This window comes from Cypionkella sp. PAMC25878 (genome assembly GCF_058135695.1).
In genome coordinates this window covers 2,124,932-2,146,619 of sequence record NZ_CM176871.1, presented here as the reverse complement: position 1 = coordinate 2,146,619, position 21,688 = coordinate 2,124,932, and the positions used below count along the sequence as shown (strand labels likewise).

The following is a 21,688-nucleotide window of genomic DNA, read 5'->3' as shown; positions in this document are numbered from 1 at the left end:
AAAGAAGAACCCTTATTTGATAGATCCTGTCAGCCCTTCGACAAAGCGCCGCTGAAGCAGGAAGAAAACGATGACAGTGGGCAGGGTCGCCAAAACCGTCGCCACCATGACCACGCCGTAATCGGGGTAATAGGACGAGGCCAGCGACGAGATAACCAGCGTCAACGTCTTATTTTCATTGGTTTGCAAGACGATCAGCGGCCAAAGATAGTTGTTCCAGTTCGCGAGGAACACGATGATGATGGCAGCGGCATAGGTCGACCGCATCACCGGCAGATAGATGTAGATAAAGATCTGCCACTCTTTCAGCCCGTCGATCTTGGCGGCATCGCGCAATTCCCGTGGGAAGGCTTTGGTCGCCTGACGAAAGTAGAAGATGATGAAGACCGAGGCGATGATGGGCAGCAGAATGGCGGTGAACGTGTTGATCAGCTTCAGTTTTGCCATCATCACGAACAACGGCACCATGATCGCCGCAAACGGGATCGACAGGATCAGCAGCAGAACCGAAAACAGCCGTTCGCGTGTTTTGGACTGAAACATCTCAAAGGCGTAGCCCGCCAAAGACGAGACGGCCAATGTCAGGATCGTGCCCACCACCGCCAGAAAAGCCGAGTTCCAGAACACCTGCAGCATATCCACTTGGGCAAACAGATTGCTGATGTTTTGAAACAGCGCGCCGCCGAAACTGACCTTGCCCTTGATGATGTCAGCGGCGGTGTTGGTGGTGCCGACCAGCATCCAGAAGAACGGAAAGATCGACAAAAAAGCTGCCAGTGACAACAGGCCATAGACCAGTCCGGCGCGAAGGTTTGTGGCAATGCGGCTCATGCTTTGCGGTCCCTAGCGACAAGAAATTGCAGGTAAGACAGCACCGCCACCAGCACTACGATCACGTAGGAAACCGTTGCGGCATAGCCAAAGCTGGGCATGAATTTGAAGGTGAGGTTGTAGATATACAAAGACAGGGTCAGCGTCGAATCCGATGGCCCGCCCAGCGTGATGTTGTTCACCTCGTCAAACAATTGCAGCGTGCCGATGGTGGAAATGACTGTGGTAAACAAGATCACCGGCTTCAGCATCGGAAGGGTGATGTAGACGAACCGCGCCCAAGCCGGAACCCCGTCGATCCGGGCCGCCTCGTAGATCGACTTGTCGATATTCTGCATGGCGGCAAGATAGAAGATCATGTTGTAGCCGGTCCAACGCCAGGTGATCGCCAGAATGATCACCACCCGCGCCCAGAACGGATCGCCCAGCCAAGAAATCGGCGCATCCATCAGGTGCAGCGCGATGGCAAGGTCGTTGATCACCCCGTCGCTGGCGAACATCGACTTGAACAGAATGGAATAGGCCACCAGCGAGGTCACGCAGGGCAGAAAGATCGCCGTCCGGAAAAATCTGCGGAAACGCAGGTTGGGGTTGTTCAACGCGGCTGCGAACAACAGTGCCAGCACGATCATAATTGGCACCTGCACCACAAGAAAGATGCAGGTATTGGTCAACGCACGGATAAAGACCGGGTCTTGCGTAAGCCGGATGATATTGGCGAAGCCGCCAAAGCTGTGGTTCATCCCGCGCCCGGTTTGAAAGCTCATCCACAGCGACCACAGGATCGGATAGATCATGAAGATGCCCAACAGCACCAGTGCCGGCGCGATGAACAGCCAACCGTTCAGCTGTTCCGCCCGGCCAATACGTGATTTTGCCATCTTCCCCTCGGACATTTGCCTACAGAACCCACCGTAACTTGCAGCCGACAGCCTGCCTGCACCGCCGCCGATCAGGCGGCGCAGATTTAGTCCTGCAAGGTGAAGACCGGGGCCGTTGTGCCCCGGTCAGGGTTTGGATTACTGGATCTGCGCGCGCACTTGCGCGTCGATCGCGGCAATCGCGTCATCCACCGAGCCACCGTTGGCCAGCGTCGGAAGCTGGGCGGCTACCGCTGCATCTGCCTCGTTGGTGAAGATACCGTAGTTCACCGGTGGGATTTGGGCCAACCAGTCAGAGAAGCTTTGCCACACCGCCTGCCCGCCGAAATAGGCATCGGTCGCCTTATAGGCATCGCCCTCACGCGCGGCCAGAAGGGAGCCAACGGCGCCTTGATCGACCAGAATCTTCTGGTAGAAATCAACGTCCTTGCCCCAAATTTCGGCGAGCAGATCAACGGCCTGATCCTTTTCCGCCGACGACGACAGCACATACCAGCTGGACCCGCCAAGGTTTGATGCATGGGTGGCACCTTCAACACCTGCCAGTTTCGGCAAGGGTGCCACGCCCCATTTGCCCGACATGTCAGCCGCCTTGATCGTGGCCGTCATCCAGACGCCAGTAAAGACCGAAGCCACCTCACCGCTGGTAAAGCCGCCCGTGTACTCGGTCCAGCCAGAGACGGGTTTGTAAATCTCTTTGGCCTGCAACAGCTTGGCATAGGTTTCAAGCGCCGCCTTGAACGTCGCACTTCCTGCGATGTCGGGCTGACCATCCGGGGTGAAATACCACTTGCCCGCCGATTGCAGCAAGACACGCAACGCACCAGCATCGTTCAGATCAATACCCAGCATCGGGTGGCCGGTTTTTTCCTTCACGACCTTGGCGATGTCGATGAACTGGTCCCAAGTGATGTCTTGCAGATCGGCTGCGGTAAAGCCTGCCTCGGCCAGAATATCAGTGCGGTAGAACAGGCCGGTCACGCCGGAATCGAAAGGCAGCGAATAGGTTTTGCCGTCCACGGTGGCCAGTTGAACCTTGTAGGGGGCGAAGCCACTGTAATCTATTTTGCCGTCCAAGGGCTCGAACGCGCCGGGAAAGGACAACAGGTATTTCTGGGCGCCGTAGTCTTCGACCAGAACGATGTCGGGCAGACCCTCGGTTGTGCCGGATGCCAGTTGCGCCTGTAGCTTCTGCTCAAGGTCAGCCTTGGCGAAATCGACGAGGTTCACCGTCACATCGGGGTGGGTGACGGCGTAGCGCGCAGCCGCCTCTTTCATCGTGGCACCGTTAAAGTTCGGATCCCAGCTCCAAACCGTAATCTCGGTAGCCATGGCCGAACTCAGGGCCAACAAGCTGATGCCTGAGGCAAAAATAGCCGTATTTCGCACACGTGCGAGCATCTTATTCATGTTTTCCTCCCATGATCGAGACTCATTTTCTGGTCTCGTGGGATGAAGCGTAGCGCGTTCAGAAACATCGCGCAAATTATTTTAGTAAAATTTTACTTAGGCACTGATCGCGGCTTTTGCCGTGTGCTAGAGCGCAGGATCAGACGCGACGCCAGCAACGCACATTTCGGCGTGCTGCGCCCGGCTAGCCGTTCAACCAGCATTTCCACCGCAGTTTGACCAATCTCTTCGGCAGGTAGGCGCACGGTGGTCAACGGAGGGTTCAGAAATTGCGCGACCGGAATGTCGTTAAAGCTGGCCACCGCAATATCGGCGGGGATTTTCAGGTTGAATTCATGAATGGCGCGGTAAGCACCAACCGCCATATTGTCGTTACCGGTGATCAACGCATCCGGTCGCTGCCCGGTTTCAAGCAGTTGTCGCGTCAGATCATAGCCGCTTTGCTCGGTGTTATCGCCAATCTGGCACAACTCGGGTTCATAGCGCCCGCGCGCACGCATCCATTCCACATAGGCCGGAAGCCTGCGGTCCGCGACGCCTGTGGCGCTGCGGGTGCTGGCGGTTTCCCAGCCGACAAACGCCATCCTGCGATAGCCCTGATCCTCCAGCGCCTGCAACAGCTTGCGCATTGCCAGATCAAGATCACTGCGGATGCTGTCATAGGCGTCGCTGTCCGGCGAAAAATCGGCAAAAACCACCGTGGAATTGTGCCGCAGCACCCAGTCGATTTCGGTCTGACTGTGCAATCCGACGACGATGACCCCGGCGGCCGATTTCAGCAATGTCGGGTCAGGCACGGAATCGGTGTGGTAGACCTGCACGGTGTCAAACTTCAGATCGTTGCAGCGGCTTTCGATGCCCAACCGGATAGCCACATAATAGGGATCGATCAGTTCTTGTTCCGGGCGCAGAAAATGCACCAGCGCGATTTTGCGATCAAGCTTGTGCTCTGCGGGTTTGCGGTTGCGCGGGGTGGCGTAGTTCAGCGCCTCTGCCGTCTCGACAATGGCCTTGCGGGTCTGCGGGCTGACCGACAGCGTGCTGTCAAAATTCAGCACGCGGGAAACGGTTGCCGAGGACACCCCAACGGCGTTTGCGATTTGCTTAATGGTAACCATGGGCGATCCGTTCGGCCAGCTGACGCGGCTGCGTGGGAATGTGCCGTGGATGGCACGCAAGCCTGGTGCAAGCAATGCCGAACTGCACGTCACCGGGGCCGATCCTGTCCCTGTGCTCGGAAAGGCTGTAAATGCGGCGGAAAAATCACGTTTATCGGGCGAGGCGGTCTGCGGGCGTTGCCTTCGCCGTGCATCTCCGGGCGTTCCAATCTTCTACGAAACACACGACTATGCCGGGCGATTTTTCTGTCCTCCCTGCGGCTCGTCCATTTTTACCCGCAGCGCAGACGAAATCGACGTGAATCTGTGACTGGGTAATCCCCCCCATTTTTAACGGGGTGCATTCGTAGAACTTACGCAGCCATTTTCAGTTTCTGGGCGGGTGTGATGCCACCGATGCCCCATTGCTCGGCAATGGTTCGGGCTGTAGCGATAGCAAGTCTCGCCGAGACTGAACGCCCGGCAGGCCAAGGCTATGCTGACCCCGCGACGCGCCACCGCATTCCCGGCCATCTCCCGACGTTGAGACGACTGTGACGTTGCCCCCAACTTTTATCCAGCGTGAGCGAGACCCCGGGTTTGCGTTTTGCCCTTTTGGGCGGGTTGGACGACGGGGCTGGCGCGAAGCTTTGCGGGTTGCGCTGCGTCGGGCCCCGTTGCGATGTGAAGGTCTGGGCGAAGGCGGCAGGCGTCTGCCAGCCGAGTCGGGAATGGGGTCGTTCGGTGGTGTAATCCGTGCGCCAGGCAGCGAGCGTGATCCGGGCATAGTGTAGGGACGGGAACAGTGTCTCGTTCAGCATCTCGTCGCGCTGACGTCCGTTGAAGCTCTCGATAATGGCGTTCTGGGTCGGCTGGCTGGGCGCGATGCAGTGCCGGTCGATCTTGCGGTCATCGGCGAAAGTCAGGATCGCGTTCGAGGTGAACTGGCCCCCCTCAGGAAAACGATCCCCCGGATCGTTTTCTGATCTTCGTCGATCGCTGAGCACCGTCGTGGGTTTGCCGCGGGCGTCGAATAGCGTGGCCAGTTCACGCGCCACCCGTGCCCCCCGACGTGAGGTGTCGGCCATCAGAGCCAAGCATTCCCGCGTGCAGTCATCGACCACGGTCATGATCCGGAAGCGGTAACCATCCATTGCCCGGCAGGCGATTGTGAAGCAATCTGCCTAGAGGGGGTGAGTTGGTCGGACACGAAGTCGAGCGACCAGCGCTGGTTCGGCATCAACGGCAGCACCATCGGGGACCGCGTGCCGATGGCCCGCTTGCGCCCGCAGCGACGGCGGACAGCTTGATTTTGGCGCGGTCAGCATGGGCGGCAAGCGCCATTGCCGCGAGGTTGCGCGTATGAATCCCTAAGATGCGGCACGCTTGGGGATTGCTGATGGCAATATGATCCGCATCTGGAACATCTGGAACGAACGCGGTGCGGTTTTGGCTTCGGCGCAGGTGTCGGATGCGATCCGGCAAGGCGTGGTGCAGCTTGCGACGGGGGCTTGGTATGCGCCGATTGATCTTGCAGGGTCGCGGCGCACCTACATGAACGGCAACCCGAATGCGGTGACATCGGATATTGGCGCGTCGATCCTCAGCCAAGGCTGCGCGGGTCAGCTTTCGCTGGTATCGGTCGCGCGTCTGCCCACCGAAGCCCCTCCCGTTGTGCCACATGTGCAGGTCCTGCGGCGGGCCTGATCTGCAAACCCCAGAGCAGGCAGCGCACAAATGAATACCTAAGTGTTCAGTCCCGGCATCCGGTGGATCGGGTTTAGGATGAATCGATCTGGCTCTGATGTCCAGATTTTGCAGATGTATGCGTAGGGCGTGCGGCCGTTCAGCGTCTTGTGCCTTCGGGCGAAGTTGTGGGCGGCCAGGAAGTCGGCAAGGTGCGTGCGCAGCTGATCATAGCTGTCGTAGTGGAAGCGCTTTACTGTCGCGTCCTTGATCGTGCGGTTCGGTTGGCTGACAGGTGTTTGCCGTCAAACGCCGAGAAGCATTCGCTCGACTTGGCCGTTCGTCCATGGGTGGTTGGGTTTCGTCAATCGGTGCTTGATGCCGTTGGCCTCGCAGATCATGTCGAAGCGCATTGGCCGGGAGTAGATGGTATTGCGGTTCCGTGGCCGCTCGGCGAACCGGATGCCCCTCGCCATTGGGCTTGAACCCGTGGCGCTTCCAATGGCTCGATCGGGGAGAATGGTCTGAACCTGATAGGGCACGGCCTCGAGCATGTGTTGCAGGAACTCCCAGACGGTGCGTCTGTCAGCCGTTGCAACGCGTTGCGCGATGGCGAACTTGGCTGTCCGGTCGATGCCGACGAAGAGCGAGAGCTTGCCTTCAGCGGTCTGCATCTCAGCGATGTCCGCTCTTGTGGTTTGCAGGCAAACCACTGCCGGGCAGCGGATGTGAAAGAACCCGCCTCTCGGCGATGCAAGCATCGCCTCTCGGCCAATGGATCGGGTAGCGCTTGAACTTCTGGCGTTTGGGCTTCTCGCCCTCGACGTCGGGCAGGCGGGAGATGCCGTGCCGTTGCCGACACCGGTGCAGCGCCGAACGGGTCAGGTGCGGGATCGACGGTTGCAATGCATAGAGGCAGTCATCCAGCGGCAGCAGCGTATGGCGCCGAAACGCGACAATCATCGCCTCTTCGGCCTTTGTCAGAACGGTGGACCGCGGCTCCGACGGCCCGGTCTTCATATCCTCGACCGTCGCGCGCTTGCGCCATTTCGCCACCGTCTTGGGGTTGATGCCCAGTCCCCGGCTCAGCTGCGCGAGCGAAGCTTGTGATCGCTGTATTGCGGCTCTGACGGCGTGCGCCCCTCTCGGCGAATGCATGCATTCACCCGCCGGGCAACGGGATCGTGGCGCTCCCGCGACGAACCTGTCCCATGTTGCTTCCTTCCATGCCTGAGAAAGGATCGCACCAACAAACCGTGGGATCAAACAAAGACGCTCTACAACCGCTGGAAGCGATGGAGCGGGATGGGGGTCTTCGCCCGGATCATGGATGGGCCTCGCGTCCGAGGCTGCGGAACGCAAGACCATCATGATCGATGCGGCCTATCTGAAAGCGCACCGCACGGCCTCCAGCCTGCGCGTGAAAAAGGGGGGCGCGGACGGGCCATCGGGCGCACGAAAGGGGGGCTGAACACCAAGAGTTCCATGCCATCGCCGATGCCAAGGGACGGCCGTTGAAGTTCTTCATGACCGCAGGCGACCCTCTCGGCGATGCAAGCATCGCCTGCCGGGCAACGGGTCAGCGATTACACAGGTGCTGCGGCCCTGCTGGGCCACATGCCGAAGGCAGAGTGACTTCTGGCCGACCGAGGGTATGACGCGGATTGGTATCGAGAAGTTTTTAAAGACAAAGGGATACGGGTTTGCATCCCTGGCAGCAAGAGCCGCAGGAAGAAAATCCGCTTCGACCGCCGCCGCTACAAACGACGTGACCGCATCAAGATCATGTTCGGAAGGCTCAAGGACTGGCGCCGGGTCGCAACCCGATACGACCGATGCGCCATCGCTCTCGCCGCAACCGTGCTCTTCTGGCTGTCAAAGTTAATGGGTCTGGAGCCTAGATAACGATTGATTCTCTCCATGTCATCACCGCGTTATACGACTGCCCTCGGGCAAAAATAGCCTGCGCGCGGGCTCACTATAGCGTGGTCGCGCGCGGACCTGCGCGCTCTGAACGCAAGTTGCGATACGTCCCGCTCCGCTGGCTGGGCCTTGGCGCCAACCGCAAAACCATGCGCAAAGCCCCCGGGTCAGCGGCGATGGCAGCGGCAGGAAGTTGAGGCATCGGCCTGTGATTTGGACCGACGCCCCCTTCGTTCAGATAATCCGTCTGAAAGCCAGCGGCGGACAGCGCCTTTGCAATACCGCAAAGCTGCACGCCACCGAAATTCTGGCCCTTAGCCGAGTTTCTGCCGGACAATCTCACGCAATTTGACCAGATCTTTGGCAAAGCCCCGGATGCCGCTGGCAAGCATTTCCGTGGCCATAGCATCCTCGTTCAAAGCCCAGCGGAAGGCGCGCTCGTCCATGTCGATCTTTTCAACGGCTGCGAAACTGTCCGGCGAGAGCGCCCGCGCAATCGTGCCGTCGCTGTCGCCAAGCTGTTGCAGCAGGGCCGGGCTGATGGTCAGGCGGTCACAGCCCGCAAGCGCCTCTATCTGACCAGTCGAGCGGAACGAGGCCCCCATCACGACGGTTTTGATGCCATGCGCCTTGTAGTAATTGTAGATATCGCGCACCGATTGCACGCCGGGGTCTTCATCGGGGGTGAAGGTGCGGTTCAGCGATTTGCTGTACCAATCGGTGATCCGACCGACGAAGGGCGAGATCAGGTACACGCCCGCATCGGCGCAAGCAATCGCCTGAGCCCGGCTGAACACCAGCGTCAGATTGCAGTCAATGCCGGCCTTTTGCAGTTCTTCGGCGGCACGGATGCCTTCCCAAGTTGCGGCCAGTTTCACCAAAATCCGCTCGCGTCCGATACCGCGCTCGGCGTATTGCGCGATCATCGCCGTCGCGCGCGCGATAGAGGCTTTGGTGTCAAACGACAGATCGGCATCAACCTCGGTCGAAACACGTCCGGGCACCAAACCCGCCAGCGCCGCACCGACAGATACCGCCAAACGGTCGGCAATCTGCGCCTCACGGTCACCCGGCTGCTTGGCCCCCCAAGACACCGCCTCGGTCATCGCCTCGGCAAAATCGGGCGATTCAAGTGCTTTCAACACAATGGACGGGTTGGTGGTGCAATCGACCGGCTTCAGCCGACGCACGGCTTCGATATCGCCGGTGTCAGCAACCACGGTCGTCATACTGCGCAGTTGGTCTAGTTTTGATGGCATTTGTTATTTCTCCCGTATCTCTGTTTACTCGGTCAGCGTGAAATCGGCAACCACGCTAAGGTTCTCAACCAGCTTTGCATTCTCATGATCATTTTCAAGCGCGCGTTTTCGGGCGGCGGCCGGGTCGAGCCCGTGGTCAATCCAGCGCTGCACCAGCCGCTTTTCGAGATCTGCAAGCGGGACATGCAGGAAGACGGTCAGGTCATAGATCGGCCGCAGCGCTGCCCAGGGAGATTGATCCAGCAGCAAGTAGTTGCCCTCCACCAAAAGCAGTGCGGTATCTTTTGAAATCAACCGCCCGCCCGCGCGCGAGATTTCAAGCTTGCGGTCAAACACCGGCACGGCAATTTCGGTTTCGGTATTCTGTTTCAGCCGCCCCAACGCCGCCGCCATCCCACCCACATCAAACGTGAACGGGGCACCTTTGCGCGCATGAGTACCCCGGGCGTGCAAAACAGCATCGTCAAAATGAAAGCCGTCCATCGGGACAACCGCGCTGGACTCTGGTCTGCGCTGGTTCAATGTGGTCACCAGATAGTCGCTCAGCGTTGATTTGCCACTGCCCGGCGCGCCTGCGATGGCAATGATGCGGCGGCCTTTCAATGCAAGCAGATGTTCGATCAGCTTTTGCGCCATTGGGTTGTTGGACCAGGGGCTTGGTAACCCTTGCTTCGCTTCAGTCATCGGGTTCCCCCTTTGTTGCAATATCCTTAACGGATACCGTCACCTCGGCAAACCCAAGTCACGATATTCGTCATCAGCCTGCCATAAAGCTGCCAGCCCAGAAAATCGAGCGACAACCAATGCGGACCGATATCTGTCGACCAGATCACGCTGCGGCCCCTGCCATAGTCGCGCACTGCCAGCAGTGGCCAATCCTTGCCACGATAGCGGCAGATCGCCAATAGGGTCGCGGTATCATCGCCTCGAAATTCCAACTTATTCAACCCAAGTATCGGCGGCAGAGGCTGGTCTATTCCGGCGAAAATTGGATGCGCCATATCCAGCAGGGTCGCGGCCAACCCCTCTGGCACTTCTAGCCCGTCACTGTGGGGCAAACACCGCACCGGCAGCACATCTTCCACCGCCGTATCGGCAAAGCGCGCGGTGCCGAACATGCCTTGGAAGCCCATATAGCCGCCTGCCATCATCAGCCCGCCACCTGCTTCAACATAGGCTTTCAGCACCTCCAGCCGATTGGGGCCGACCTTCCCTTGGCGCGCATCGAGCGTCATAAGCAGCGTCAGCGCGCCAACATCCGACAGGATCACCGCGTCATATGCGGCCAATTCAGCCAAGCTGCGGGGGAAATCCGCGCCACAATGCTCGCCACCGATCTGTGTTACAGAGATGCCAGCTACAGCAAGTGCCGCATTGAAGGCCACTGCCCCGTTCGACCAACTGGCACTGGTAATGGTATCGCCACCCGAAGCAACCGTGGTTGTCCCAAGAAACGTCTCGCCTGCAAGCAGCACTTTCATCGGGCACAACCTTTTGAGTGATTAGAATTTGAGGGGGCGGGCCTTACCGCCCCCAAAGACGATTGATCAGAACTTGAATTCAGCCAAGTTCGCCGGAGTCACGATTTTGGCCGGCCCAAGCACCAACTCACCATCTTTGCCAATGGTGTAGTCGCCCAAACGCCCCGCAGTAAACTTTTCACCTTCTTTGCCGGTGATTTTGCACTGCGCCAGCGCCTGTGCGGTTTGATAGGTGAGATAGCCAAGGTCCGTCACGTTCCACCAGATATCTTGCGCCGAGCCGTCGGTGATATATTTGGCGATCAGGGTGGCCGGGGCCAGACCCGTCAGTTTGACCTTGCCCATCATGCCCGCTTCTTCCAGCGCGCGGGCGGCGGCAGGCAGGCCAATGCCAGCAGGCACGATGATCGCTTTCAGATCGGGGAAGGCCTGAACCAAAGCCAGAGCCTGCTGTTGGTTGACCTGCTCGCTTTCCTCGCCGTAGGCCACCTGCACCAGCTTCATTTTGGCGAATTTCGGCTCGGCCGCCATTTTGGCCTTCATGAAGTCGATCCAAGCGTTCTGATTGGTCGCGGTGGGGGTCGAGGAAAGGATGGCGAATTCGCCCTCGCCGCCGGTGAGATCGAACGCGCTTTCCAGCATCATTTCGGCAAGGCTGTCGCCCTTGACCTGATTGACGAAGACCGAACGCGCGTCTTTGGCGACATCGGAATCATAAGAAATCACCCGAACGCCCTGCTCGATGGCACGCTTCAGGGCAGGCGCAACTGCATTGGAATCATTGGCAGAAATTGCGATCACCCCAACCTGCTGCGACACGAGGCTATTGATGAATTCGATCTGGGCTTCAGCCGTGGCCTGCGACGGAGCAACTTGAATGACCTCGCCACCGATTTCCTTGGCGGCCTCCTCAGCGCCCTGCTTGGCAACTTGGAAATAGGGGTCGGTATCAAGTTTCGGCAAGAAGCCAACCTTAACCGGAGCCGTGGCACATTCCTGCGCGAAGGCCAAAGGGGCGGCGGCAAACATCACAACAGATGCCAGAAGGGTAAGTTTAAGCGATTTCATTTTTTCCTCCACTGAAATCGGGTTTCTGTTCGGGGCCCGAAATTACCCCTTCGTTCCGCGCAAAGAGCGCGATCTGTGCAGGCTCTCTTGGGCAGAGCGCCAGTAATTCCCCACCAGCAGCGAGCCGATCAGCAACAGGCCAATGATCATGCCCTGCGCGTCGCCGCCGATCTCGTTCAACGCCAGCACGTTGCGGATCACCGCAATCAGCACCAGCGCCAACAAAACGCCTGTCAGCTTGCCCTTGCCACCAAACACGGAAATCCCGCCCAGCAGCACGATGGTGATCACGTCCAGCTCCATCCCCAACGCATTGTTGGCCCGCGCATTCGACAGCCGCGCGGTGTAGACGATGCCCGCTACCCCCGCGACGACGCCTGAGGTGATGAACAACCGCAAGATCATGCGCTTGGTGTTGATGCCGGAGTATTTGGCCACCTCGGGGTTGCCGCCGATGGCATAGATGCGTTTGCCGACGGGCATCTTTTGCAGCACCACTGCAAACACTGGCGCCAACAGCAAAAACGGCATGATGGTCCACGGGATCTGCGTGCCGGGGAGGTTCTTGATGCCGAAATCAACAACAGCATCGGGGAGAATGTTCACCGAGCCGCTGCCCAGCAGGATGTAGCCAATGCCGCGATACAGCGCCATCGTGCCAAGGGTGACGACCAAGGATTGCAGCCCGAACGACGTCACCAGATAGCCGTTGAACGCCCCCAGCACGCCGCCCGCAATCAGCGTCAGCGGGATGGCCACCAACGTCGGCACGCCTGCCTGCACCAATAGCCCGAACACCACCGAGGTCAGCGCCAGCATGGACGCCACCGACAGATCAATCTCGCGGGTGATGATCAGCAATGCCATTGGCAGGATCAGCAGCGCTTTTTCCGAGGCACTCGCCGCAAGCTGTGACAGATTGAACGCCGACAGGAAATTCGGCACAAAAATCGCCGCATAGAGCACCACCGTAAGGCAGGACCCGGCCAGCAACATGTCCCAGAAGTCGAGTTTACGAAGGAACGTCATCCGATCTTCCTTTCCCGCGCTTTTTGCGCCCGGCGCACGATGAAGGCGTCAATGCCCACGGTGACAAGGATCACCAGCCCGTAGACGCCTTGCAGCCACAGCGGATCAACCCGCACCAGCGTTAGCCCGTTCTTGATGATCAGCAGGGTGAACGCCCCCAAGATGATGCCCAGCAAGGTGCCCGCCCCGCCCCGGATCGCCACACCGCCGACGACAGCCGAGGCGATCACCGTCAACTCGAATCCCAGCGCCACGCGGGCGTCCACTGTCGCGTAGCGTGAGGCCCAAAGTGCGCCGCACAATCCCCCCAGCAGACCCGCAATCGCGAAGGCCGCAATGATCCGCCGATCCGCTGGAATACCGATCAGCCGCGCACCATCGGGGTTTGATCCGGTGGCAAACAGCTCGCGCCCCATCGCCGTGCGGTACAAAAACACATAGCCCATCACCAAAATCGCCGCCGCAATCAACACGATGAACGGAATACCCGCAACCCGGAGGCTGGTCATCGCCAGCCACCGCTCCGTCACCTCATCCGCACTCACCTGATTTCCCGCCGCCCAGAGCGAGTTGAAGCCGCGAAAGATCGACATTGACGCGAGGGTCACGACAATGGCCGGGATCTTGCCTTTGGTCACCACCAGCCCGTTGATCAAACCTGCAATCAGACCCACGCTGCAGGCGGTTGCCAGACCAACCGCAAGGTCCAGCCCCGGATAGGCCTGCACCATGCTAGCCGCCATATAGGCCGCAAGCCCGATCACGGCGGCAATCGACAAATCAATGTTGCGGGTGATCAGCACCAGCATTTGCGCCAGTGCCGCCACGATGACCAGCGCGGCATCCATCGACACGGCGGTGATGTTGGCCGCAGAGATCATGCGCGGGTTGATGATGGTGACGGGAATCGCAATCGCCAGCATTGCAGCGAGCAGGCCAAACTCGCGCCGTTTCAGGAAATCGAGCGGGCCTTTGACGGGCGTTGCCCGCGCCATTTCAACCGCATGGCTTTCCTGCTCACCGCTTTTGGTTGCGGCCTCCAGTACCTTTTCTTGGGTGGCCTCGCCCCGCGCAAACTCCGCAGTTTTGCGGCCTTCGCGCAGCACAATGATGCGGTCACAGTTGCCGATCAGTTCCGGCATTTCCGAGGAAATCAGCAAGATCGCCATACCCTTGCTCGCCAGATCAGCAATCATCGCATGGACTTCGGCCTTGGTGCCGACATCAATCCCCTGCGTCGGCTCATCCAGAATGAGGATGCGTGGGCCAGAGCGCAGCCATTTCGCCAGCACCACCTTTTGCTGATTGCCGCCCGACAACTGGTTGACCGGCTGGTCGTAGCTGGCAAAGCGCAACTTCATCCGCTCCAGCCAACCCGCCACCAGACCAACCGCCCGATCCGTCTGGTAAATCCCGCCCACAGCGGCGGCGTCAAGGCTGGGCAACACGGCGTTGTCGAGGATTGAGAACTCCATCACAAGGCTTTGCCCCATGCGGTCTTCCGACACATAGGCAATGCCCGCATCCATCGCCGCCTTGGCAGAACCGATGCGCATCACTTGGCCGTCGAGCAGAATTTCCCCGGCATCCGGTTGGTCGATGCCAAACAAAACCCGCGCAATCTCGGTCCGCCCCGATCCGACCAGCCCGCCAAGGCCAACCACTTCGCCCGCGTGCAGGTGCAGATCAATCCCGGCAAACGCGCCGCTGCGCGACAAGCCTCGGGTTTCCAGCATCAGCTTGCCGGGGGCGGCGGTGCGTTCGGGGTAAAGGTCTGTCACCTCTCGCCCCACCATCATCGAAATCGCGGCGGCCCGCCCCAGTTCGGCCTTGGGATGCACGCCGATCAAACGCCCGTCGCGCAGAACTGCGATACGGTCGGCGATGCGAAAAATCTCATCCATCCGGTGGCCAACGAACATCATCGCCACGCCGTGCCGGCGCAAATCGTTCACGACGGTGAACAAGCGTTCCACCTCGCGCTGCGACAGCGCGGCGGTCGGCTCGTCCATGATCAACACGCGGGCATCCAGCGATAAGGCGCGGGCAATTTCCACCAACTGCTGTTCGGAAATCCGCAACCGCCCCAGCGGCACATCGGCGCGCACATCTAGGCCGACGGTTTCCAGCACACGGCGTGCGCCTGCAATCATCGCGGCGTTGTCGATGCCGCCAAAGCGGTCGCGCGGCATGTGGCCGATGTAGATGTTTTCCGCCACCGACAGATCAGGGAACAGGCCCGGATGCTGGTGCATGACCGCTACCCCAGCGGCTTGCGCATCGTGGGGCGAGCGGAAGGTGACGGGTATGCCATCAATCTGCACGCCGCCTTCGGTTGGCGCATGAACCCCCGCCAGCAGTTTGACACAGGTGCTTTTGCCCGCGCCGTTTTCCCCCAGCAGCGCCAGCACTTCACCGCGTCGTAGCTGAAACGAGGCATCCCGCAGCGCGACCGTGCCGCCAAACACCTTAGTGACATCCACCAAAGCAATCGGGGCCGTCTGATCCGCATCGGCAAAGCCAGCCGGATTTACACCAACATTCATGTGCGAGATAACTCCTCCCAGAGGTATTTCTTTTTTCAATTTGCTATAATAAATAAAACCCGGTTGCAACTGTTAAATTGACTTCCCTGCTTCCTACGGTCAGTGTCGGACACAATGAGACGTTGAGGTGGCGCGTCGCCAATGCGGGCTCGACCAAACGGGAAAGACCCGAAAAAGTGACAGGAGACGCTGGTTTTGTTAGGAAAAGGCAGCAATTCCAGTAAGCTTCGGCGCTATAACGAACGCTTTGTCCTCGATGCACTGCGCCGCATGAAGGAGGCCTCCAAGTCGGATCTGGCCCGAGCCGCCCATCTGACACCCGCTGCTGTGGCTGTCATCGTCGACGGGCTGGAAGCCTCTGGATTCGTCAAGCAGGTTGGAAAAAGGTTTGGCCAGCGTGGATCTCCCTCAACTCTCTATCGTTTGACGCCGGAACGGGTTTACAGCGTTGGCATCAAAATTGGGCGCCGAGCGCTAGAGGCGGTCTTGGTTGATTTCACAGGAGAAATTCGGGCCCGCGAAACTCATGAATACCGTTTCCCCGACCCAGATCTGGTGCGAAAGGCGGGAAATACTGTTCTGGATAACTTCAACCAGATCGTCGGCAGTCTGGGCGATGCCACCATTGTCGGCCTCGGCATCGCCTCGCCTTATTTTCTGGGCTTGTGGAGCGATGAGTTGGACTTTCCAGAGGATCTTGGCGCGCGGTGGGAGGTCATTGATCTGACGACATTCTTCGCGCTCGACCCCAAAACGCCGGTCTTCGTCGAAAACGATGCGACCTCTGCAGCGCTTGCGGAATTGCTGCAAGGCACCGGTCGCCGTTACAGCGATTTCATGCATATTTCGATCGACACTTTCGTAGGCGGCGGGCTGGTGCAAGGCGGCAAGGTGCACACGGGGCCGCACGGCAACAGTGCAGCACTCGGTCCCTTGCCGGTGTCGCCGTCAAAACTGGATTCGGTCGCCCCGCACAAGGGCCGGTACCAAAGCCTGCTGCACCGCGCCTCGATCTATGTGCTGGTCAACCATCTAAAGTCACGCGGCATAGAGATCACCCGTGTCCGCGAATTAGACCCGCTGCCCGTCGGAGCCCATGCGCCGCTTTATGAATGGCTCGACGATTGCGCCAATGCCTTGGCAGAGGCGATCATTGCCATCACCGCCGTCATCGACATCGAAGCCATCGTGCTGGATAGCATCCTGCCGCGACCGATTCACCATGACCTGCACGCGCGCGTGCAAGCGCAATTCCAACAGATGAGCGCGATCGGCATCGTGGAACCGGCCATAGTATCGGGCCAGTTCGGGCCAGACGCTTCGCCAATCGGTGCGGCGATGCTTCCGCTGTCAGCCCTTTTCGCGCCAGATAGCAGCGTGCTGATGATCGGAAAAGACAGAACCAACCTGTCAGGCCGCCTGTCAACACAACCCAGCTGATGTAGACCTGCCTGATGTAGAACTGTGCCACCATCCCTGCATTTTCCGTGACAACGCTCGGCAGACTCCACCGCCAGCGCAAAGCTGTGCAAAATAGGCGATTTTACAGCCACGGCGCGCGAACGTGAATGCCGCGCGCTATCGTTTGGCGGCGCACCTCTTTCGGGTGATCACACTCGCAATCTTCTCGGTCGCCATGATGATTGGGGCATTCACATTGGCGGAGGGGATCTTTGGCAGGATCGAGCCATCGACGATGCGCAGTTGATCAAGCCCATGCACCAAGCCCGCCGCGTCGGTGACAGCGCCCGCATCTCGGCCCATCCGGCAGGTGCCGACGGGGTGGTGCTCGGGGTTGGCGACGTTGCGGATGAAGGCTTCAATCTCGTCATTGGTGGAGGTGTGGCGCACCTCGTCCAACTGACCGGTGCAGTATTTGCGCCATGCCTGTTGTCCGGCCATTTCCAGAGTTTTACGCACACCGTCGACCATTTCGACCATATCTCGGCTGTCTTCAAAATAGTTGAAACTCAGGGCAGGCTTAACACTGGGGTTGCTGGATTTTAGCCGGATGGAGCCTCGGCTGTGTGGGCGCATCTGGCTGATGAAATATTGAAAGCCGTCGCCCAGCACGACCTTGCCGGATTGGAAATCGGCCAAGAATGGCAGGAATTCATACTGGAGGTTGAAGTAATCGCTGCCGCTGCCGCCGTCAAAGAACGCACCCACTTCAAAGAAGCTGGTGGCACCAAGGCCTTTTTTGAATAGTAGCCATTCCAAACCCAGCTTGGCACGGCCCAGCAGACTTTCCAGACTGCGGTTGATCGCATCTGCCCCGTTGGAGCGGAAACGCAGCGAGGCTACAACGTGATCTTGCAGCCCCTGCCCCACGCCGGGCAGATCAGCGACCAGCGGGATGCCGTGGTGTTTCAGATGTGCGGTCTCGCCCACACCGGACAGCATCAGGATATGTGGCGAGCCAATGGTGCCCGCCGTAAGGATCACCTCGCGCTCCGCCCTGACTGTTTCGGGTTGACCGTTGCGCAGGTAAGTGACGCCCTGCGCGGTGGTGCCGGAAAACACGATCTTCTCGACAAGGCACCCTGCGCACGGTCAGGTTGGGCCGCGCCATCGCCGTGCGCAGATAGGCCTCGGCGTTTAAGCAACGCTTGCCGCCCTGAATGATGGCTTGGGTGACATGCACACCTTCCTGCGCGCCGCTGTATAATCGCCTGCCGCAGATAGGTAGTATTGCTCGCCTGCCAGTTGGAAGGCATCATAAAAGGCATGTTTGGCCGCACTTCGGGTGATGCTGAGCGGGCCATTGCCGCCGTGCATCGGATCGCGGCCTGCATCAAAACGCTCCATCTTCTTGAAGAACGGCATGCAATCGTTGAAACTCCTCCCTCGACGCCAAGACTGGCCCATTGATCGTAATCTTTCGCGTTGCCGCGGACATAGACCATGCCGTTGATGGAAGATGAGCCACCAAGGCCACGTCCGCGTGCCTGCCCAATAGTACGGCCATGCAGGGCGGCCTCGGGTTCGCTTGCGAACTTCAAGTTGTAGGTGTCGCTTTCGATCAGAAAGGTAAGGGCTGCAGCCATCTGGATGAAGAAGGACTTGGCGATCCGCGCCTTGAACATGGCCATCGCCCTGCGAAGGCCACCAAAGGGATGCATTCATCATAGCGACAGGGGCAGCCTAGGCGGATTCAACCGGTCGTCGCAACACCTTCGATCATATCCGTTTCGAGCAGGCGGTCGAGTGCTTCTGCTGGTGTCTGCCAGCCGAGTGTCTTGCGTGGGCGCGTGTTCAGCGCGTTGGCAACGGCATTCAATTCATCCGCACCGTGTTGGCTGATATCCGTTCCCTTGAGAAAGTATTGGCGAAGCAGACCATTGGTATTTTCGTTGCTGCCTCGCTGCCAAGGACTTTGTGGGTCGCAAAAAGTAAACGTCGAGACCGGTGTCGATCCGGAGCTGGGCGTGTTGTGTCATCTCGGCGCGCTGGTCCCAGGTTAGGGATCTGCGCAGGTGTGCTGGGAGGTCCATGATGGTCCCCACGATTGCGTCGCGAACGGCTTCGGCACCATGACCGGCAAGAGCCGGCCCATTCTTGATGGACTTGACCTTTCCATGGCCCTCCATTCGCGGCAGATGCAGCAGCATCGTGAAGCGCGTGGTTCGTTCGACCAAGGTTCCGATCGCCGAGCTGCCCAGACCGAGAATGAGCTCACCTTCCCAGTGACCTGGCACCGCCCTGTCACAGACGTCTGCCGGGCGATCGCTGATCATCAACGCATCCCCGACAAAAGACTTGCCTCGGTTCCGCGCACGTTCTCGGGGAAGACGCAGCGCCCGGCCTGAGCGCAGGCAGGCGGAAAGCTCGCGCTTCAGGGCGCCGCGTCCTTGAATGTAGAGCACTTGATAAATCGCTTCGTGACTGATGCGCATGGTCAGGTCCTCGGGGAAGTGCGCCTTCAGCCGCTGCGCGATCTGTTCCGGGCTCCATGCCAAGGACCAGCGTCGACTTTGCCGGTGAACCGCCCGTCGTTTCTTCCATACCACGACAGGCCCATCGAAAGCGACGCCGTTCGGCGTGGCGATCAGGCCTGCGAGCCGGTCCTGCACATAGTCACGCAGGGCAGGATTGTTCGCCAGCTTGCTGGCCTTGGGGCGTTGGGCAGCACGGTCCGCATGCCACTGCGCGGTGATGGCACGGTAATCGAAATCCCCGCTAGGGGTCGCGGAGTTACGCCTGATCTCGCGGGAAATCGTGCTGGGCGAACGCCCCAGTTTGCGTGCAATGGCGCGCACCCCGGTCTTCCGCGCGCATTCCAAGGCTATCTCCTCACGCTCGGCAAAGGAAAGATTGCGGCCCTGCGGCTGCGGCGCAGATGTGGCCAAATGTGTGGGAGGCATTCCGCCAGAACTCCGAAACCAACGGCTTGCGACAGGAGCAGAAACACCGGCTGCGACACCGGCATCTTCACTGCAGAGACCTGCTGCGATCCACCGCCAGAACCGACACAGATTCACACGCTGCCAGACAGGCGAACGTCCTGGCGAGCACAATCTGCGCCGCATGGACCGTTCGGATTTTCGCTTTCCAGTCGTCATCTACACCTCCAAGGTCAGGGTGTTGCGACGACCGGTTGAATCCGCCCAATACTTGTCCACGACTATCAGAAGCTGCTGCGCAAGCACGGCTTCAAGGCGTCCCCTCTCACTGATGTAAACCTCCGCTGTCGGGCAGCGGATGAGCGGCAAAGGCAATTGCCATGATAATTCCGCCGTCGAGAGCTTTTTCAAATCCCTCAAGGCCGAAATCGTATAGCGAAGGAACTGGCAGACCCAACGAGAGGTCGAACTCGCCCTCTTCGAATACATCAACGGCCTCTACAACCCACGCCGCAGACACCCCGCCTTCGGCTGGAAAAGCTCCGTGGCTTTCGAACGAAAGGCCGCTTAACATGAGAACCTGACCGGAACGAAACAGCGGCTGGTCCATTGTGCTCAGACGGCAAAGCCTTCGACAGAGCAACGGCCCCAGTCTCGCTGGCAAGCTGTCACCAATGTAAATGTCTCGCCTCCGATACATAACCATCGCAAAGCTGTTACCCCCATTTTCTAGGTTCCGCCCAAATCTCCCGAAAGGAACCACCATGAAAAAAGCTCTCTCTGTCATCGGCGCTCTTGCGATGACCACCAATGCAGCCTTTGCCGCACCCGTCCAGATCACTTGGTGGCACGGGATGGGTGGCGCGAACGAGCAGGTGATCAATCAGGTGGCCGAGAAGTTCAACGCGGCACAGACGGCTTGCGCGATCACCCCGGTGTCCAAAGGCACTTATGAGGAAGCGCTGGCGTCGGGCATCGCGGCGTTCCGGTCGGGCGAGCAGCCGAACATTCTGCAAGTGTTTGATGCCGGGGCCGCCACCATTATCAGCGCCAAGGGGGCGACGATCCCCGCCGAAGACCTGCTGGCGCAAAACGGCCACACGCTGGACCGCGACGCTTTCATCGACGGCATCCGCAACTTCTACGCCGATGCCGATGGCAAATTCATCGGCATGCCGTTCAACTCGTCGGCGCCGATCATGTATATCAACACCGATGCCTTCACCAAGGCCGGTGTGACGCCGCCGAAAACCTGGGAAGAATTTGAGGCCGTGGCGCCCAAGCTGAAAGAAGCGGGCTATGTGCCGCTGGCGGCCAGCCAGTTGACCTGGATGCTGTTTGAGAACTTTTTCTCGCGCAATAACATCCAGATGGCGTCGAACCACAACGGTTATGACAGCATCGACGGCACCACGCTGAACGCCACCGCACCTGAGATGATCGCGTTCTGGAACAAGCTGAAAGAATGGCACACCGCGGGTCTGTTCGGCTTCTACGGCGCAGGCTGGGCTGACAACCAAAAGCCGTTTGAAGAGGGCAAGGTTGCGCTGTGGATCGGCTCTTCGGGTTCGTTCGGCGGGCTGACCAAGACCGCAACCATGCCGTTCTCGGCTGATTTCATCCCCTACGTCGCTGCGATTGGCGAAGGCAACAAATCGTCGTTCATCGGCGGCGCTGCCCTGTTCGCGATGTCGGGAAAACCCGAGGCTGAGAACAAATGCTCGGCGGATTTCTTCAACTTCCTGACCACGACCGAGATTCAGACCTTCTACCATCAGGCCACCGGCTATGTCGCCATCACCAAGGCGGCGTATGAGGCATCGAAAGCCGAAGGCTGGTACGAAAAGCACCCAGTCGCTGAAGTCGGCATCAAACAACTGCTGCTGCCGACGGGCGAATGGTCGAAAGGTTATCGTCTGGGTTTCTACCCGCAGATCCGCGCTGTCGAAGAGCGTGAATTCAACAAAATCTTCTCGGGCGAAACCACCGTCGAAGACGCGTTCAAGGCCATTGAGACCGAAGGCAACGAGCTGCTGGCGAAGTTCGCCAAGACCGCAGGCTGATAGTTTAGTGCGATATGCCGGGCCTGCCACAGTGCAGGCCCGGCTTTTGTTTTGCCCCCCTGATCCTGTGA

Annotated in this window: 16 protein-coding genes and 8 pseudogenes; 6 read left to right on the top strand and 18 right to left on the bottom strand. The window is 59.3% G+C overall.

Going from position 1 to position 21,688, the window contains the following annotated elements; genetic code table 11:
• Positions 1-12: 12 nt before the first annotated feature.
• From ACS5RD_RS10390 to ACS5RD_RS10375, 4 genes are all read right to left on the bottom strand, one after another.
• The gene (locus tag ACS5RD_RS10390; RefSeq protein WP_489931120.1) at positions 13-831 is read right to left on the bottom strand and encodes a carbohydrate ABC transporter permease; all 819 of its coding nucleotides are present in this window, start codon (positions 829-831) and stop codon (positions 13-15) included.
• The gene (locus ACS5RD_RS10385; RefSeq protein WP_489931119.1) at positions 828-1,712 is read right to left on the bottom strand and encodes a carbohydrate ABC transporter permease; all 885 of its coding nucleotides are present in this window, start codon (positions 1,710-1,712) and stop codon (positions 828-830) included. Before ACS5RD_RS10385 ends, ACS5RD_RS10390 begins: the two co-directional genes overlap by 4 nt.
• A 138-nt stretch (positions 1,713-1,850) precedes the next feature.
• Positions 1,851-3,122, bottom strand: a complete 1,272-nt coding sequence (locus tag ACS5RD_RS10380) for an ABC transporter substrate-binding protein (protein WP_489931118.1) — start codon at positions 3,120-3,122, stop codon at positions 1,851-1,853.
• Positions 3,123-3,214: 92 nt separating this feature from the next.
• Positions 3,215-4,240 carry a LacI family DNA-binding transcriptional regulator gene (locus tag ACS5RD_RS10375; RefSeq protein ID WP_489931117.1) on the bottom strand — a complete coding sequence of 342 codons (1,026 nt, stop codon included), beginning with the start codon at positions 4,238-4,240 and terminating at the stop codon, positions 3,215-3,217.
• Between ACS5RD_RS10375 and ACS5RD_RS10370 the strand changes: the two genes are divergently transcribed.
• Positions 4,239-4,550 (top strand): hypothetical protein, encoded by a 312-nt coding sequence (locus ACS5RD_RS10370; RefSeq protein WP_489931116.1) that lies wholly within the window; start codon positions 4,239-4,241, stop codon positions 4,548-4,550. The genes ACS5RD_RS10375 and ACS5RD_RS10370 overlap by 2 nt on opposite strands.
• 110 nt (positions 4,551-4,660) lie before the next feature.
• On the opposite strand, the pseudogene ACS5RD_RS10365 reads toward ACS5RD_RS10370, so the two are convergent.
• Together ACS5RD_RS10365 and ACS5RD_RS10360 are read right to left on the bottom strand one after the other, a co-directional pair.
• Positions 4,661-4,777: pseudogene (locus tag ACS5RD_RS10365) on the bottom strand (IS3 family transposase); the annotation flags it as partial.
• Between the two features lie 68 nt (positions 4,778-4,845).
• Positions 4,846-5,522 (bottom strand): annotated as a pseudogene (locus ACS5RD_RS10360) (integrase core domain-containing protein); the annotation flags it as partial.
• A gap of 83 nt (positions 5,523-5,605) precedes the next feature.
• Between ACS5RD_RS10360 and ACS5RD_RS10355 the strand changes: the two are divergent.
• Positions 5,606-5,926, top strand: a complete 321-nt coding sequence (locus ACS5RD_RS10355; RefSeq protein ID WP_489931115.1) for a molybdopterin dinucleotide binding domain-containing protein — start codon at positions 5,606-5,608, stop codon at positions 5,924-5,926.
• Between the two features lie 38 nt (positions 5,927-5,964).
• Here the strand turns inward: ACS5RD_RS10355 and ACS5RD_RS10350 are convergent.
• Positions 5,965-7,063: pseudogene (locus ACS5RD_RS10350) on the bottom strand (integrase core domain-containing protein).
• 108 nt (positions 7,064-7,171) lie between these two features.
• On the opposite strand from ACS5RD_RS10350, the pseudogene ACS5RD_RS10345 reads away from it, so the two are divergent.
• Positions 7,172-7,810: pseudogene (locus ACS5RD_RS10345) on the top strand (IS5 family transposase); the annotation flags it as partial.
• Between the two features lie 332 nt (positions 7,811-8,142).
• Here the strand turns inward: ACS5RD_RS10345 and tal are convergent.
• The 6 genes from tal to ACS5RD_RS10315 all read right to left on the bottom strand — a co-directional run bounded on the left by tal (position 8,143) and on the right by ACS5RD_RS10315 (position 15,211).
• Positions 8,143-9,087: a transaldolase gene (gene tal / locus ACS5RD_RS10340; protein WP_489931114.1), complete on the bottom strand. Its 945-nt coding sequence runs from the start codon at positions 9,085-9,087 to the stop codon at positions 8,143-8,145.
• 24 nt (positions 9,088-9,111) lie between these two features.
• Complete coding sequence (locus tag ACS5RD_RS10335) at positions 9,112-9,771, bottom strand: nucleoside triphosphate hydrolase (protein WP_489931113.1); 660 nt, start codon at positions 9,769-9,771, stop codon at positions 9,112-9,114.
• Between the two features lie 26 nt (positions 9,772-9,797).
• Positions 9,798-10,568, bottom strand: coding sequence for a glutamine amidotransferase (locus ACS5RD_RS10330; RefSeq protein WP_489931112.1), 771 nt, complete (start codon positions 10,566-10,568; stop codon positions 9,798-9,800).
• A 66-nt stretch (positions 10,569-10,634) separates the two neighbouring features.
• Entirely contained in the window at positions 10,635-11,636 is a 1,002-nt protein-coding gene (locus tag ACS5RD_RS10325; protein ID WP_489931111.1) for a rhamnose ABC transporter substrate-binding protein, read from the bottom strand.
• Between the two features lie 42 nt (positions 11,637-11,678).
• The gene (locus ACS5RD_RS10320) at positions 11,679-12,665 is read right to left on the bottom strand and encodes an ABC transporter permease (RefSeq protein WP_489931110.1); all 987 of its coding nucleotides are present in this window, start codon (positions 12,663-12,665) and stop codon (positions 11,679-11,681) included.
• Positions 12,662-15,211: an ATP-binding cassette domain-containing protein gene (locus tag ACS5RD_RS10315; RefSeq protein ID WP_489931109.1), complete on the bottom strand. Its 2,550-nt coding sequence runs from the start codon at positions 15,209-15,211 to the stop codon at positions 12,662-12,664. The genes ACS5RD_RS10320 and ACS5RD_RS10315 overlap by 4 nt, the downstream gene beginning before the upstream one ends.
• A gap of 270 nt (positions 15,212-15,481) precedes the next feature.
• Between ACS5RD_RS10315 and ACS5RD_RS10310 the strand changes: the two genes are divergently transcribed.
• Positions 15,482-16,651 (top strand): ROK family transcriptional regulator, encoded by a 1,170-nt coding sequence (locus ACS5RD_RS10310; RefSeq protein ID WP_202905597.1) that lies wholly within the window; start codon positions 15,482-15,484, stop codon positions 16,649-16,651.
• 138 nt (positions 16,652-16,789) lie between these two features.
• On the opposite strand, the gene ACS5RD_RS10305 is transcribed toward ACS5RD_RS10310, so the two are convergent.
• From ACS5RD_RS10305 to ACS5RD_RS10285, 5 genes and pseudogenes are all read right to left on the bottom strand, one after another.
• Positions 16,790-17,542, bottom strand: a complete 753-nt coding sequence (locus ACS5RD_RS10305; protein WP_489931360.1) for a GMC family oxidoreductase — start codon at positions 17,540-17,542, stop codon at positions 16,790-16,792.
• Positions 17,525-17,743 (bottom strand): annotated as a pseudogene (locus ACS5RD_RS10300) (GMC family oxidoreductase N-terminal domain-containing protein); the annotation flags it as partial. The gene ACS5RD_RS10305 and the pseudogene ACS5RD_RS10300, both read right to left, overlap by 18 nt.
• A gap of 66 nt (positions 17,744-17,809) precedes the next feature.
• Entirely contained in the window at positions 17,810-18,037 is a 228-nt protein-coding gene (locus ACS5RD_RS10295) for a hypothetical protein (RefSeq protein ID WP_489931445.1), read from the bottom strand.
• A 29-nt stretch (positions 18,038-18,066) separates the two neighbouring features.
• Positions 18,067-18,258 (bottom strand): annotated as a pseudogene (locus tag ACS5RD_RS10290) (GMC family oxidoreductase N-terminal domain-containing protein); the annotation flags it as partial.
• 107 nt (positions 18,259-18,365) lie between these two features.
• Positions 18,366-19,773 (bottom strand): annotated as a pseudogene (locus ACS5RD_RS10285) (IS30 family transposase).
• 57 nt (positions 19,774-19,830) lie between these two features.
• Between ACS5RD_RS10285 and ACS5RD_RS10280 the strand changes: the two are divergent.
• Both ACS5RD_RS10280 and ACS5RD_RS10275 read left to right on the top strand, forming a co-directional pair.
• Positions 19,831-20,125, top strand: a pseudogene (locus ACS5RD_RS10280) (IS3 family transposase); the annotation flags it as partial.
• A gap of 193 nt (positions 20,126-20,318) precedes the next feature.
• Positions 20,319-21,617: an extracellular solute-binding protein gene (locus tag ACS5RD_RS10275; protein ID WP_489931108.1), complete on the top strand. Its 1,299-nt coding sequence runs from the start codon at positions 20,319-20,321 to the stop codon at positions 21,615-21,617.
• Positions 21,618-21,688 lie beyond the last annotated feature (71 nt).

What these genes read in the sequence shown, in the direction of transcription:
- ACS5RD_RS10330 (WP_489931112.1), bottom strand. Translation starts at nt 10,568, where the DNA reads ATGAAAGTGCTGCTTGCAGGCGAGACGTTTCTTGGGACAACCACGGTT.
- ACS5RD_RS10390 (WP_489931120.1), bottom strand. Translation starts at nt 831, where the DNA reads ATGAGCCGCATTGCCACAAACCTTCGCGCCGGACTGGTCTATGGCCTG.
- tal (WP_489931114.1), bottom strand. Translation starts at nt 9,087, where the DNA reads ATGCCATCAAAACTAGACCAACTGCGCAGTATGACGACCGTGGTTGCT.
- ACS5RD_RS10335 (WP_489931113.1), bottom strand. Translation starts at nt 9,771, where the DNA reads ATGACTGAAGCGAAGCAAGGGTTACCAAGCCCCTGGTCCAACAACCCA.
- ACS5RD_RS10310 (WP_202905597.1), top strand. Translation starts at nt 15,482, where the DNA reads ATGAAGGAGGCCTCCAAGTCGGATCTGGCCCGAGCCGCCCATCTGACA.
- ACS5RD_RS10315 (WP_489931109.1), bottom strand. Translation starts at nt 15,211, where the DNA reads ATGAATGTTGGTGTAAATCCGGCTGGCTTTGCCGATGCGGATCAGACG.
- ACS5RD_RS10375 (WP_489931117.1), bottom strand. Translation starts at nt 4,240, where the DNA reads ATGGTTACCATTAAGCAAATCGCAAACGCCGTTGGGGTGTCCTCGGCA.
- ACS5RD_RS10370 (WP_489931116.1), top strand. Translation starts at nt 4,239, where the DNA reads ATGGGCGATCCGTTCGGCCAGCTGACGCGGCTGCGTGGGAATGTGCCG.
- ACS5RD_RS10325 (WP_489931111.1), bottom strand. Translation starts at nt 11,636, where the DNA reads ATGAAATCGCTTAAACTTACCCTTCTGGCATCTGTTGTGATGTTTGCC.
- ACS5RD_RS10320 (WP_489931110.1), bottom strand. Translation starts at nt 12,665, where the DNA reads ATGACGTTCCTTCGTAAACTCGACTTCTGGGACATGTTGCTGGCCGGG.
- ACS5RD_RS10295 (WP_489931445.1), bottom strand. Translation starts at nt 18,037, where the DNA reads ATGCCGTTCTTCAAGAAGATGGAGCGTTTTGATGCAGGCCGCGATCCG.
- ACS5RD_RS10385 (WP_489931119.1), bottom strand. Translation starts at nt 1,712, where the DNA reads ATGGCAAAATCACGTATTGGCCGGGCGGAACAGCTGAACGGTTGGCTG.
- ACS5RD_RS10380 (WP_489931118.1), bottom strand. Translation starts at nt 3,122, where the DNA reads ATGAATAAGATGCTCGCACGTGTGCGAAATACGGCTATTTTTGCCTCA.
- ACS5RD_RS10275 (WP_489931108.1), top strand. Translation starts at nt 20,319, where the DNA reads ATGAAAAAAGCTCTCTCTGTCATCGGCGCTCTTGCGATGACCACCAAT.